12 protein-coding genes are annotated in these 14358 nt (G+C 46.3%); all 12 read left to right on the top strand.

Going from position 1 to position 14358, the window contains the following annotated elements; all coding sequences use genetic code 11:
• Positions 1-190 precede the first annotated feature (190 nt).
• The 12 genes from MHO32_RS00315 to recG all read left to right on the top strand — a co-directional run bounded on the left by MHO32_RS00315 (position 191) and on the right by recG (position 14237).
• Positions 191-2674, top strand: coding sequence for a TonB-dependent receptor (locus MHO32_RS00315; protein WP_005448453.1), 2484 nt, complete (start codon positions 191-193; stop codon positions 2672-2674).
• A gap of 69 nt (positions 2675-2743) precedes the next feature.
• Positions 2744-3508, top strand: a complete 765-nt coding sequence (locus MHO32_RS00310; protein WP_005448454.1) for a DUF3450 domain-containing protein — start codon at positions 2744-2746, stop codon at positions 3506-3508.
• 3 nt (positions 3509-3511) lie between these two features.
• Positions 3512-4873, top strand: coding sequence for a MotA/TolQ/ExbB proton channel family protein (locus MHO32_RS00305; protein ID WP_005448456.1), 1362 nt, complete (start codon positions 3512-3514; stop codon positions 4871-4873).
• Positions 4874-4882: 9 nt separating this feature from the next.
• A complete protein-coding gene (locus MHO32_RS00300) occupies positions 4883-5410 on the top strand; it encodes a MotA/TolQ/ExbB proton channel family protein (protein ID WP_005448458.1) in 528 nt (175 codons plus the stop codon).
• A gap of 25 nt (positions 5411-5435) precedes the next feature.
• Positions 5436-5843 (top strand): ExbD/TolR family protein, encoded by a 408-nt coding sequence (locus tag MHO32_RS00295; RefSeq protein ID WP_005430119.1) that lies wholly within the window; start codon positions 5436-5438, stop codon positions 5841-5843.
• 4 nt (positions 5844-5847) lie between these two features.
• Positions 5848-6477, top strand: coding sequence for an energy transducer TonB (locus tag MHO32_RS00290; protein ID WP_005430078.1), 630 nt, complete (start codon positions 5848-5850; stop codon positions 6475-6477).
• An 11-nt stretch (positions 6478-6488) separates the two neighbouring features.
• Complete coding sequence (locus tag MHO32_RS00285) at positions 6489-7703, top strand: tetratricopeptide repeat protein (RefSeq protein WP_050907056.1); 1215 nt, start codon at positions 6489-6491, stop codon at positions 7701-7703.
• A 364-nt stretch (positions 7704-8067) separates the two neighbouring features.
• On the top strand, positions 8068-8691 hold the full coding sequence (gene gmk, locus MHO32_RS00280; protein WP_005430186.1) for a guanylate kinase: 624 nt from the start codon (positions 8068-8070) through the stop codon (positions 8689-8691).
• Positions 8692-8854: 163 nt separating this feature from the next.
• Positions 8855-9127, top strand: a complete 273-nt coding sequence (rpoZ, locus tag MHO32_RS00275; RefSeq protein WP_005379346.1) for a DNA-directed RNA polymerase subunit omega — start codon at positions 8855-8857, stop codon at positions 9125-9127.
• Between the two features lie 39 nt (positions 9128-9166).
• On the top strand, positions 9167-11287 hold the full coding sequence (spoT, locus tag MHO32_RS00270) for a bifunctional GTP diphosphokinase/guanosine-3',5'-bis pyrophosphate 3'-pyrophosphohydrolase (RefSeq protein ID WP_239210484.1): 2121 nt from the start codon (positions 9167-9169) through the stop codon (positions 11285-11287).
• A gap of 53 nt (positions 11288-11340) precedes the next feature.
• On the top strand, positions 11341-12024 hold the full coding sequence (trmH, locus tag MHO32_RS00265) for a tRNA (guanosine(18)-2'-O)-methyltransferase TrmH (protein WP_005448464.1): 684 nt from the start codon (positions 11341-11343) through the stop codon (positions 12022-12024).
• A 131-nt stretch (positions 12025-12155) separates the two neighbouring features.
• Positions 12156-14237, top strand: a complete 2082-nt coding sequence (gene recG, locus MHO32_RS00260) for an ATP-dependent DNA helicase RecG (protein WP_017189969.1) — start codon at positions 12156-12158, stop codon at positions 14235-14237.
• The last annotated feature ends 121 nt before the right edge of the window (positions 14238-14358 follow it).

Below are 14358 nucleotides of genomic sequence, written 5' to 3'. Positions count from 1 at the left end.
ATTATTCTGTGATTTAGGTCACTTTTGGTTTTTTACATCTTTTTTACATTTCTTTATCTCTGTTTACCACTGGTTTGACTTCCTTTTTTCATCTCAGGTATACATGTTCCGAACGTTAACGAAATATTAACGTCACAATTGGTCGTTATATGGCCAGACATAGGAAATAATAATAATCGGAGCAACAAGGATGTATAAAAACACAACCGCTTTATCTGTTGCGATCAGCCTTGCACTGGGAACCGCAGCAGTGGCACCTCTAGCAGCACAGGCAGAAGAGCAGCAAGTTGAACAACTTCAGAAGATGAAGGTAACAGGTTCACGTATCTCCACTACGGACATGGAAGGTCCAAACCCAGTAGACGTATATACAGCAGATGACATCGCTAAGATGGGTGCTGTAAGCGTAGATGATGTTCTACGTGGACTAACACAGAATGGTGCAGGCAGCTACGGCAGCTCATTTACTAACAGTTTTGCTGCAGGTACTTCTGGTGTTTCTCTTCGTGGTCTTGGTGCGAGCCGTACTCTAGTTCTACTTAACGGTCGCCGTGTAGCAAACTACGCGTTTGCACAAAACCTAAACGACACTTTCGTTGACCTAAACTCAATCCCACTTTCAGCTGTTGAGCGTATCGACGTTCTTAAAGATGGCGCATCAGCAATCTACGGTTCAGATGCTATCGGTGGTGTAGTAAACGTAATCCTTAAGCGTGACTACGAAGGCTTTGATGTTCGCCTAAACGGTGGTCAAACATCTTACAGCGATGGTGAAGACCTAGATGTTACGCTAACTGGCGGTAAAACATTCAATGACGCAACAAACATCATGGCGTCTCTAAACGTTGTCCAAAAAGGCAACATCATGATGAAAGATCGTCCAAACACGAAAACTGCTGACCACTCTTCTCAAGGTGGTTATGACTGGCGTAGCTCTGCAGGTACACCAGGTCGTGTTTACAAAGAAGATGGTACATGGGAATCACTATGTACTGGTGGTAGCGCAGAATGTAACTACAACTACAACGAAGAAATTGCAATGATCCCAGAAAGTGATCGTTACAACTTCCTAACTAGCCTTAACCACCAACTAAACGAAGATACCAACCTGTTTGCGGAGTTAAGTTTAAACCGAGTTGAGTCAACAACTATCTCGGCACCGACGCCAGACTTCCAAAACGTGACTATCTCGAAAGACAACCCGAACAACACGTACGGTGAAGACGTCACTATGCGTCACCGTATTCTTGAAGCTGGTAACCGTATCAACGAAATCACAACAGATTCTATCCGCGTTGTGGCAGGTGCAGAAGGTTACGCAAACTGGTTTGATACTGACGTAGACTGGACAGCTGATGCTGGTTACCACTACACAGAAACCGAAAACGTAGGTAAGAACTACCTAACAATCGCAGGCTACCAAGCGGCGATCGACAGCGGTGCTTACAACCCATTCGTTACGAACAACCCATCATCATCACTAGACGGTGCTCGCGTTGAAACAAAACGTAAGGGTGAATCTAAACTTGGCTTCATCAATGCTGGTGCTTCTTTCCCAGTATTCGAGTTATCAGGCGGTGACGCATACGTTGCTGTGGGTGGTGAGTTCCGTTACGAAGCAGGTTCTGATACGCCAGACGCAAGTGTTGAAGCAAACCAAATCGTTGGTAGTGGTGGCACAAGCTCTGATGGTGACCGTACTGTATTTGCAGGTTACGTAGAACTTGTTGCACCGGTTATCGAAGAAGTGGAAGTACAACTTGCTGGTCGTGCAGAGCACTACAGCGACTTTGGTTCAGCATTCAGCCCGAAAGTGGCAGTTCGTTACCAACCAATGGATGAAGTGCTATTCCGTGCATCATACAGCCACGGCTTCAAAGCACCGACTCTACCAGAAGTTAACGCGGGTGCATCTACAAGCTACCAAACACTTTACGACCCGCAAACTGACACTCGTGGTCAATACCGCGTTGTTAGCCAAGGTAACAAAGACCTAGATGCGGAAACAGCACAGTCATTCAACATCGGTACTGTAATCGAGCCGCTTGAAGACCTCTCTGTAAAAGTTGATTACTTCTACATTGTGAACGATGACAAGATCGACACACTAGGTGCACAGAAGCTTATCGACGAAAACAGCCCTAATGTTGTTCGTAAAGCGAACGGTGATATCGACTACATCCTAGATGAGTACGTGAACGTTGCTAAGCAACAAGTAAGCGGTATCGATAGTGAAGTGAAGTACGACCTATCAACTGATAGCTACGGTGACTTCCTAGTGAAACTAGCTGGTACTTACAACATTGAGTACAAGCAAAGTGACTCAGACGGCAACCTAGAAGATTACATTGGTACTTACTTCGGTGGTCCTCGCTTCAAAGGTAAAGCAACGCTTGGTTACGGCTACGAAGACTTCGCATTCACAAACATCGTGAACTACACGCACTCTTACGACACTCGTTACGAGACTGCAGAGCACTCTGAAGTTGACGCTCTAACAACTTGGGATACACAGCTTGCGTACACAGGTATCGAAAATGCAACGATTGCTGTTGGTATCCGTAACGTAACTGACGAATTGGCGCCATTCTACAATGAAGCAGAAGGCTACCACTTCGCATTCCACGACAACACAGGCCGTTTCTACTACCTACAACTTGAATACGGCTTCTAAAAACCTTTTTGGCGCGGGGCTTTCCCGCGCCCTTATCGACTGACTTTATACACTGACAAGGATGCTACTATGACGTTAAAGAGATTTGGCGTGAGTGCTATTACCGCTGCACTGCTGTCTGTAAGTGCTGGTTCTATAGCGGCAGATTCAGGTTCGGTAATTTCTACTCAAGCAAAAACCAACACCTCTGCACAAGTTTCTCAACAAAAAATCGACGGATATGCTGAAAGCGCGGAAAGCATGCTAGCTGAATACAAAGGCTTGCTTCGCCAAATCGACAGCATGAAAGTCTACAACGAGCAAATCAATCGTATGGTTCAATCGCAACAAGGCGAGTTGGATTCATTAAACAACCAGATTGCTCAAATCGACCAAACAGCGACAGAAGTTGTACCTCTAACGCTTAAAATGATCGATGCCCTAGATGAGTTCGTTACTCTTGATCTTCCATTTCAAAAAGAAGAGCGCACCAAACGTGTTACTGAGCTGCGTGACCTAATGGATCGTGCAGATGTAACGACTTCAGAAAAATTCCGTAAAGTGATGGAAGCGTATCAAATCGAAGAAGGCTTCTCTCGCTCCATTGAATCTTACAAAGCTAGCCTAGAGCGCAACGGTGAAACCGTGACTTACGACTTCCTACGTATTGGTCGTACTGCGCTTCTATTCCAATCTCCGGATGGCGGTGAAACAGGCATGTGGAATCAACAAACCCGTCAATGGGAATCACTACCTGAAAACTACCGTATCGCTGTACAGCAAGGCCTTCGTATCGCTAAGAAACAAGCGCCACCAGCGCTGATCAAACTGCCTGTATTTGCTGGGGAGGAATAAGAAATGAAAGGATTCAAAACTCTAGCCGCTGGTTTGCTAGCGAGCTTATTCATGATTTCTGGTGCGCAAGCTGAAGCACCTAAAAACCTATCTGAGCTACTGAAAAACGTAAAATCAGAAAGTATTGTTGAATCAAAAGAGAACAAAGCTCGTGAAGCTGAGTTCAAAAACAACCGCGACAAGCAAGCTGCATTGCTACAACAAGCTCGTGACGAGCTAGCTGCCCAACAAGCACTTGGTGATGAGCTAAAAGCAACATTTGATGAAAACGACAAGCAGCTAACTGAGCTAACTGAAACACTTCGCGTTCGTTCAGGTACTTTAGGTGAGATGTTTGGTGTGGTTCGCCAATATGCGGGTGAATTTAAAGGTCTATTTGCAGCTTCGCAAAACGCCGTTCTTTTCCCTGAGCGTGACGTACTACTTTCTAAACTAGCGGAAAGTAAAGAACTGCCATCTACGCAAGAACTTGAAGCGTTTTGGCACACAATCCTACAACAAGTAGTCGCATCAGGTGATACAACAACAGCTCAAGCGACCGTTGTATACGGCGAAGGTAAAGAAGCGGTACGTGACGTAACCCTAGTGGGTGAGTTTAACGCAATCGCAGATGGCAAATACGTAACTTACGTACCTCAAACTGGTAAGTTCGAAGAGCTATCACGTCAACCGAGCAAGAACATCACTCGCCTAGTTGGCGGTTTTGAGGCAGCAGAAGGCACATACGAACCACTATTTATCGACCCATCTCGTGGTGTGATTCTGTCTCTACTAGTACAAAGCCCTACCGTTCAGGAGCGTATTGACCAAGGTGGTATCGTTGGTTACGTAATCCTAGCTATGGGTGCAATTGGTGCACTGATCGCACTCGTTTGTTACCTACGCCTACTCGTTATCGGTGGCAAAATGCGTAAGCAAGCGAAATCAGACACTGTTATTCCTGGCAACCCTCTGGGTGAAGTTATCCAAGCTTACCAAGAACACAAAGGTGACAACCTTGAAGATCTTGAAGCGAAACTGGACGAAATCATCCTACGTAACGCACCGAGCATTGAACGCTTTATCAGCTCAATCAAACTGTTCGCTTCTGTAGCACCACTTCTAGGTCTACTGGGTACGGTTATGGGTATGATCGGTACGTTCCAAGCAATCACACTATTTGGTACAGGTGATCCTAAGCTAATGGCTGGCGGTATCTCAGAAGCACTTGTTACTACGATGCTTGGTCTGGTTGTCGCAATTCCTCTACTGTTCCTGTACACCATCGTACACAGTAAAGGTCGTCGTTTGGTTCAAACTCTTGAAGAACAGAGTGCAGGCTTCATCGCTCGCTATCAGGAAAAACTGCATAAAGCCGAAAGCTAAGGAGGCGTTATGTGGTGGTTAGTTGGAGAACTTGAATCAATCAGACGCTTCTTGGGAATGGGTGGTGATGTACTCGTCGCCATCTTTATCCTCAGCTTCATGTTGTGGGCAGTATTGCTAGAACGTTGGTTTTACTTCGCTGCCGTCGCTCCAAAAGCAATGAAAAAAGCCGTTGGCTTTTGGGAAGAGCGCTCAGAACATAAAAGCTGGAACGCTAAGATGATCCGACAAGAAATCGTTTCTCGTCAGGATATTGAGAATAAAAAGGGACTACCAATCGTTAAAGTACTGATTGCGCTTTGTCCCCTACTTGGTCTACTCGGCACCGTTGTCGGCATGATTCAAGTATTCGATATCTTAGCGGTTACAGGTACAGGAAGCCCTCGAGCAATGGCCTCGGGGATCTCAAAGGCAACAATCCCAACATTAGCGGGAATGGTGGCTTCACTATCAGGACTGTTCTTTAGTACTCGTCTTGATCATTTAGCCAAAGTCACCACGCAGAAGCTTGAAGACAAGCTAAAGCACATTGCCTGAGTAAACGGAATTAGAGGTATAGGTCATGAAGAGACGCTATAGCAATGACAGCAGTGATGAAGCTGCTATCGATATGACACCGATGCTCGACATCGTCTTCATCATGTTGATCTTCTTTATCGTAACAACATCGTTCGTTAAAGAAGCTGGTCTAGAAGTAAATCGCCCAACGGCTAGCTCAGCGCAAACCGTGAAGAAAGGTAACATCATGGTTGCCATTGGTGCCGCTGGTGACGTTTGGGTTGATAAACGTCGCATCGAAGTAGACGCCGTACGTGCAAACATCGAACGTCTACGTGCAGAAAGCCCAGATGGTGCAGTTGTTATCCAAGCGGATACTGAAGCTAACGCTGGTGTAGTCGTGAAGGTTATGGACCAGATTAAGATGGCAGGTGTAGAAAGCATCTCCATTGCCGCAACCAATAAGGATTAAGCCTATGCGGTATCTGGCCTCAATTGCACTGGCGCTCATTGTCTCCCTCGGATTGTTCTGGGGGATGGACAAGCTAGTAAACAAAGAGCGCCACGAGCTAGTGTCGAATGATGATCTACGTATGGTTGAATTCATTCGCATTAAACCGGACGAAAAAATACAGGAGAAAAAGCGCGAACTACCAAAACCACCACCGCCGAAGCGTCCGCCACCGCCACCTGAAATGAAGGTGACGTCAACGGTCAAACCGGTGATGGATCAAATCCCGATGGACATGCCGAAACTTGATCTACCAGTTAATGTTACGGGTGGCTCAGTACTTGGTCACTACTCTCAGGGCGGTGGTTCAGTTGCGGGATCGGGTGGTCCAGTACCATTGGCGACTTTCCAACCTCAAATGCCTCGTAAAGCGGCGAAGTCAGGTCTAGAGAAAGGCGTGGTATTGATTGAATTCACCGTTAACGCTCGCGGCGCGGTTGAAGACATCAAGGTAGTAAAAGAGACACCTCGTCGACTTGGTTTAGGTAAAGCAGCAAGAAAGACCGTATCGAAATGGACTTTCAAACCTAAGATGGTTGATGGACAACCGGTGGCCTCGCGCATGGCTCAAGAAATTGAGTTCACCACCAACTAGGGAGTCACAATATGAAATTACTCAAGACATTGCTGGCTTCTGTTGCGTTAACAATGGGTGTGCTTAGCACACCTGTTGTTGCCAAAGATTCGCCACAGCTTTCTGATAAAACATTTAAAGTCGTTAACAAAGTTCAAGAACTGATTGCGACTGAGAAATACTCTGATGCAATCGAAAGGTTGAACAAGGCACTCGGTAAAACTTCAAAGAAGTATGACCGTGCAGTACTGCTGCAACAGATGGGCTTCTTGTACTCAATGAGAGACGACTATGTAAAGGCATCTAAGTACTTTGCAGAAGCGCTTTCTCTGGATGCTCTTCCAGTACCCGTTGCACAACAAGTTCGTTACAGCCTTGCTCAGTTATATCTTGCTGAAGAACAGTTTAAGAAATCGGTTAAAACCATGGAAAAGTGGTTTGCCGTAGCTGAAACAACGAAAGAAAAACCACAAGCACACGCTTACATCACGCTAGCAAGTGCTTACGTTCAAATGGAAGACTACCGTAAAGCAATCGCACCAACTAAAAAAGCGATTGCAATGACGAAGAATCCAAGTGAATCGTGGTACATGCTTCTGATGGCTTCTCATTACGAGCTAGGTCAAATGAAGAGCGTTGCTAGTGTTCTTAAGATCCTAACCACTAAGTACCCACAGAAAAAGCGCTACTGGATGCAACTTTCTGGTACTTACATGGAGCTAAACCAAGACAAGAATGCACTTTCTGCTTTAGAAATGGCGTACAAACTGGGCTTGTTTGAAGAAGAGAAAGAGTACTTACGTCTAGTCAACTTCCTTGCTTATCAAGAGATACCTTACCGCGCGGCGAAGATTCTAAAAGATGAAATGGCAAACGGTAATATCGAAACAAACCAAGAAAACTTAGAGCGTTTAGCGTCATTTTGGCAGCAGTCGAAAGAGCTTAATAATGCGATTGATACCTATCAAACCGCTTATCAACTGGCTCCTAAGACAAAAAGCCAGCTAAAAATTGCCCGTTTGATGATTCAAGCGAAGCAATACCAAGCTGCTTCTAAGTTTGCTGCGACGCCTGCCTCTGATGCATCGCGCTCGCAAGCCGCAGAATTGCAATACATCCGCGGCATGGCTTTCTTTGAATTGAATCAGCCAACTCAGGCGCTTAAATCAATGAAGAAAGCAGCACAATCGGATTCGATGAGACAAGTAGTGAGTCCATGGATCAACTACCTAGAGTCGCAAGGCTAATAGGCGCTCATCATCTGCAAAGTAGTAACCAAAGTGGTTGTGGTTGCTCCGAAAATTAAGTGTGAGTCAGTCGCACGCCTGGGGAAGTGAAAGCTTCCCCTTTTTTCGCTTCTATATATAGAGGGTGAATTCATACCACACCTCAAAGATCCAAAAGATCGGCTAGCAACATCTGGGAGATCATGATACTCTTCGCCTCCATTTTTCTGGCGGGTTTATCACCAATCTCAAGCAGTTTGATGAAGAAATCATCAACGCCAGTGCTATCGTTATACCAATCTCGTGAATAAACGTCGTTGGCATGACAACAAGGTCGAGACTTCTTTCGGCATTCACTCAATCCAACCAAAAGTGGAACAGTACAATGGGCAAAGGTACTCTCTATATCGTATCTGCACCTAGCGGCGCAGGTAAATCTAGCTTGATCTCAGCAATGTTGGAACGTAACCCAACATATGCAATGAAAGTGTCTGTGTCTCATACTACTCGTGGCATGCGCCCTGGCGAAGAAAACGGTATCCACTACCATTTCGTTGCAAAAGAAGAGTTTGAAGCTCTGATTGCACAAGGCGACTTCCTAGAATACGCAGAAGTGTTTGGTAACTATTACGGCACATCACGCGTATGGATTGAAGAAACGCTAAACAAAGGCATCGACGTTTTCCTAGACATCGACTGGCAAGGTGCACGTCAAATCCGTGAGCAAATGTCAGAAGCGAAAAGCATCTTTATCCTGCCACCATCAAATGGTGAGCTAGAACGCCGTCTAAACACTCGTGGTCAAGACAGCGAAGAAGTGATCGCAAAACGCATGGCAGAAGCAAAATCTGAAATCTCACACTACAACGAGTACGATTACGTAATCGTAAACGATGATTTCGATACTGCATTAATGGACTTTAAAGCCATCCTACGTGCGGAAAGATTGAAGGAAGAAAAGCAAGCTGCTAAATATAAAGGTATGCTTGATGCGCTTCTAGCAGAGTAATTCTGCACTGAAACACAAATTTTCGCTTCTTTATTACGGTAAGGAAGCTTATATTGCTTATATAGAAAGTCATTGTTGTTGCACGTCTTATCGCTAGTAAATATTACGCTGAGACTGTATACTTTCTCGTCATTCAAAATTTAGTTAACTATTTGGAGTCCTCATGGCACGCGTAACTGTTCAAGACGCTGTTGAAAAAGTTGGCAACCGTTTCGACCTAGTACTGATTGCGGCTCGCCGCGCTCGTCAAATGCAAACTGGCGGTAAAGATGCACTAGTGCCAGAAGAGAACGATAAGCCAACGGTTATCGCTCTACGCGAAATCGAAGAAGGTTTAATTACTAAAGAAGTTCTAGACGCTCGTGAACGTCAAGAACAGCAAGAGCAAGAAGCGGCAGAGCTAGCGGCAGTAAGCAGCATCGCTCACAACCGTTAATTCTGACTTTAGAATTCAACAACCTCCCGGGCCTATAATTTGTATCTATTCGATAGCCTCAAAGACGTTGCCCAAGAATACCTAACAGAGCCTCAAATTGAGGCTCTGCGTCAATCTTATGTGGTAGCAAGAGATGCCCATGAAGGGCAAACCCGCTCAAGCGGTGAACCATACATCATCCACCCAGTCGCTGTGGCTCGAATCTTGGCCGAAATGCGCCTCGATATCGAAACCCTCCAAGCTGCTTTGCTGCATGACGTCATCGAAGACTGTGACGTTACAAAAGAAGATCTCGAAGAGAAATTCGGCAATACCGTCGCTGAGCTGGTTGATGGTGTATCTAAACTGGACAAACTCAAATTCCGCGATAGGAAAGAGGCTCAAGCCGAGAACTTCCGTAAGATGGTTCTGGCGATGGTGCAAGACATCCGCGTTATCCTGATCAAACTGGCTGACCGTACGCACAACATGCGCACGTTAGGTGCCCTGCGCCCCGACAAAAAACGCCGTATTGCTCGCGAAACACTGGAAATCTACGCGCCGCTGGCTCACCGTCTTGGTATTCACAATATCAAAACGGAACTTGAGGAGCTTGGCTTCGAAGCGCTTTACCCGAACCGCTACCGCGTTCTAAAAGAAGTGGTAAGAGCGGCACGTGGTAATCGTAAAGAGATGATCCAACGTATTCACAGCGAAATTGAAGGTCGACTCGAAGATGTTGGCTTGAATGCGCGCGTGTTAGGTCGTGAAAAAAACCTGTTCTCCATCTATAACAAGATGAAAACCAAAGAACAGCGTTTCCACACCATCATGGATATCTACGCTTTCCGAGTGGTTGTTGATACTGCCGATACTTGTTATCGCGTTCTAGGCCAAGTGCACAGCTTGTATAAGCCACGTCCTGGTCGTATGAAAGATTACATTGCGGTACCAAAAGCGAACGGCTACCAATCGCTACATACTTCTATGGTTGGCCCACATGGCGTGCCAGTTGAAGTTCAGATCCGTACCGAAGATATGGATCAAATGGCGGACAAAGGTGTCGCTGCGCACTGGTCATACAAAGACAAGGGCGACAAATCTGGCACAACAGCGCAAGTGAAAGCTCAGCGTTGGATGCAAAGCCTGCTTGAGCTACAACAAAGCGCTGGTAACTCATTCGAATTCATTGAAAACGTAAAATCGGATCTTTTCCCAGATGAGATTTACGTCTTCACACCAAAAGGTCGTATCGTTGAATTGCCATTAGGCGCAACGGCTGTCGACTTTGCCTATGCCGTACATACTGATGTCGGTAACTCTTGTGTTGGTGCTCGTGTTGACCGTAACCCTTACCCACTAAGTAAGGCACTGAAGAACGGTCAGACAGTAGAAATCATCAGTGCACCAGGTGCGCGTCCAAACGCGGCTTGGTTAAACTATGTCGTGACTTCTCGCGCTCGCACTAAGATTCGTCAAGTATTGAAGACCATGCGTCGTGAAGAATCGATTACCTTAGGTCGTCGTCTACTGAATCACGCTTTAGGTCGTCATTCGATTGATTCAATCTACCCAGAAAACATCCAAGAAGTGCTGACTGATCTGCGCCTAGAAAGCATCGATGATCTGCTAGCAGCAATTGGTTTGGGTGAGTTGATGAGTATCGTCATCGCACGTCGCTTATTGGGTGACACTGATGAATTGACCACCACAAGCTCAATTCCAAACGAATCTAACAAGAAACTGCCAATCCGTGGGGCAGAAGGTCTGCTACTGACTTTCGCAAATTGTTGTCACCCTATCCCGGATGACCACATTATCGCTCACGTATCGCCAGGTCGTGGTCTTGTGGTTCACCGTGAAACGTGTCCAAACGTTCGCGGATACCAGAAAGAGCCGGACAAATACATGGCAGTCGCTTGGTCTGAAGAGTACGACAAAGAGTTCATTGCTGAACTGAAAGTCGATATGCTCAATAACCAAGGTGCGTTAGCGGAATTGACCAATGTGATTTCGAAAACCGGTTCGAACATTCACGGTCTTTCAACCGAAGAACGCGACGGTCGCTTGTACACCGTTACCGTTCTGCTAACCACCAAAGATCGTGTTCACCTTGCTGGCATCATGCGTAAGATTAAGACCATGCCACAGGCGACTCGAGTCAGACGAAGAAAGAACTAAACTCTATCGCCACCCACACTCTGGGTGGCGATTTTTTTATATCTCTATTTATTATGAATTTAGAACGTTACAACCGCATCCATCAGGTGTTAAAAGCACGCCAAACCGACCTCACCCTGTGCCTTGAAGAAGTTCATAAGCCGAACAACGTTTCTGCAGTGATCCGTACCGCTGACGCAACAGGCTTACACAAAGTTCATGCGATTTGGCCCGACAAAATGCGCACACTGACCCACACCTCAGCAGGGGCACGCAACTGGGTTGAAGTGGATACTCACGATTCGATTGAAACTGCGATTACCGAGCTCAAAGCACAAGGCATGCAAGTTCTGGTCACCAACCTTTCGGACACCGCGGTCGATTTTCGTGAGATCGACTACACCAAGCCAACGGCAATCATTCTGGGTAGCGAAAAAATTGGCGCTTCAGAGCAAGCGAAGAAACTCGCAGACCAAGACATCATTATTCCAATGATCGGTATGGTGCAGTCTTTAAATGTCTCAGTCGCCAGTGCTGTGATTCTTTATGAAGCGCAGCGTCAGCGTGAAGCCGCTGGTATGTACGAACGTGATGAAAGCGCACTGCCAAAAGAGACCATCAACCGCATTCTGTTTGAGCGAGGACATCCGGTCTTAGCAAAAGTAGCGAAACGCAAAGGGCTAGAATATCCACAACTTGATGACGAAGGCCAAATTGTGGCTGACGAATCGTGGTGGAAAGAGATGCAAAGTAAATAATCAACTTTTGTTGTCCTGAATAGCGACGAAGGAGCGAAATTCAACTCCTCACGAAGCTGTATTTTTCCCTGTACAAAAACACAGCTTCGTGGTTAACATACTGCTATGTTAACTATTTTCTTGAGCCCACTATGTCTGCCCAAATGTTATCTGCTATTCCTTTAACCTCTCTGTCTGGAGTTGGCGCCAAAGTCGCAGAAAAACTCGCCAAAGTTGGCTTGCATAGCGTTCAAGATCTACTGTTCCACCTTCCTCTTCGTTACGAAGATCGCACTCGCATTTACCCAATAGCCAAGCTGCATGCCGGGCTCTGGGCGGCAGTACAGGGCAAAGTCATGGCTGTCGATACTACTTTCGGCAAACGCAAAATGCTGACAGTAAAAATCAGCGACGGCAATGGCACCATTACTCTACGCTTTTTTAACTTTACTGCCGCGATGAAGAACAATTTCTCGAATGGTAAGTTAGTACACGCTTACGGTGAAATAAAGCGTGGTGGTATGGGCTTAGAGATTGTTCACCCTGACTACAAGTTTTATGTAAGTGAACAAAAGCCGGATGTGGAACAAAGCTTAACCCCCGTTTATCCAACCACCGATGGGTTACGTCAAATCACTTTGCGTAACCTGACGGAACAAGCCTTATCACTCCTCGATAAAGCCGCAGTGCAAGAGTTGCTGCCTTCTGGCTTGTACAATCACCAGATCACCATGTCGCAAGCATTGCATACGATTCATCGACCGCCTCCAACCATTAATTTGGATGAGTTTGATGAAGGTAAACACCCAGCTCAAATTCGTTTGATCATGGAAGAATTACTGGCGCAGAACCTCTCTATGTTGGCAGTGCGCAGCAAAGGACAACAGGACGTTGCATTGCCTTTGGCGTCGTGTGACTCGCTGAAAAAGCAACTACTGGCTCAATTGCCCTTCTCGCCGACCAATGCTCAAGCACGAGTCGTTAAAGAAATTGAAGCTGACTTAGAAAAAACGCACCCAATGATGCGCCTTGTTCAAGGTGACGTAGGCTCGGGGAAAACTCTAGTTGCTGCGCTTGCTGCCGTCAGAGCCATTGAACACGGCTATCAAGTCGCTTTAATGGCACCGACCGAGCTGCTCGCCGAACAGCACGCGATTAACTTCGCTAATTGGTTTGAGAAAATGGGCATTCAAGTCGGTTGGCTGGCGGGCAAATTAAAAGGTAAAGCCAAAGAAGCCGAATTGGCGCGTATTGCCAGTGGTGAAGCGCAAATGGTCGTGGGCACTCACGCCCTCTTCCAAGAACATGTTGAGTTCCATCATCTTGCTTTGGTCATTATTGATGAACAGCACCGCTTTGGTGTCCACCAGCGCTTAGAGCTACGCGAGAAAGGCGCAAAACAAGGCGCTTATCCACATCAGCTCATCATGACAGCAACGCCAATTCCGCGAACATTAGCCATGACTGCTTATGCCGACTTAGAAACGTCGGTGATTGATGAGTTACCGCCAGGTCGAACACCAATCCAGACCGTCGCGATTCCAGACACCAAACGCGATGATATCGTCGAACGAGTGCGCAATGCCTGCTTAAACGAAGGCAAACAAGCGTATTGGGTATGTACCTTAATTGATGAGTCCGAAGTCTTGGAGGCTCAAGCTGCTGCCGACACTGCAGAAGAGCTGCAACGTAAACTGCCTGACGTAAAAATTGGTCTCGTGCACGGACGAATGAAGCCAGCTGAGAAGCAAGCGGTGATGCAGGATTTCAAAGACAACAAGCTGCATTTACTGGTCGCAACGACAGTGATTGAAGTAGGCGTAGACGTACCCAATTCCAGCCTGATGATCATCGAGAACCCAGAGCGTTTAGGTTTAGCTCAGTTGCACCAGCTTAGAGGTCGTGTTGGTCGAGGTTCAGTGGCGAGCCATTGTGTGTTGCTGTATCACTCGCCACTATCAAAAACCGCCCAAAAACGTTTAGGCGTATTACGAGAAAGCAACGACGGCTTCGTGATTGCACAGAAAGACTTAGAGATTCGTGGACCGGGTGAGCTTCTTGGTACCAAGCAAACTGGCTTGGCAGATTTTAAAATTGCCGACTTAGTGCGAGATCAGCGCTTAATTCCGGAAGTTCAACGCATTGCACGTTACATTCATGACAACTACCCGACAAATGCGACCGCAATTATTGATCGTTGGTTAGGCGAGCGTGACATTTATTCTAAGGCGTAAACGGGCTGCGCCTTAGTAGTAAGACGTTTCTTTCACCAATTCGATAACTAAATCACATCTAAATTCCTATTCTATTGATTTTAAATATGTAAAATCAATAACGTTTTATTAACACAACACA

The organism is Vibrio sp. MMH1-50 (assembly GCF_022347645.1).
Classification (GTDB): domain Bacteria; phylum Pseudomonadota; class Gammaproteobacteria; order Enterobacterales; family Vibrionaceae; genus Vibrio; species Vibrio harveyi.
The sequence above is the reverse complement of the archived record's forward strand: the minus strand, read 5'-3'. Positions and strand labels throughout refer to the sequence as shown.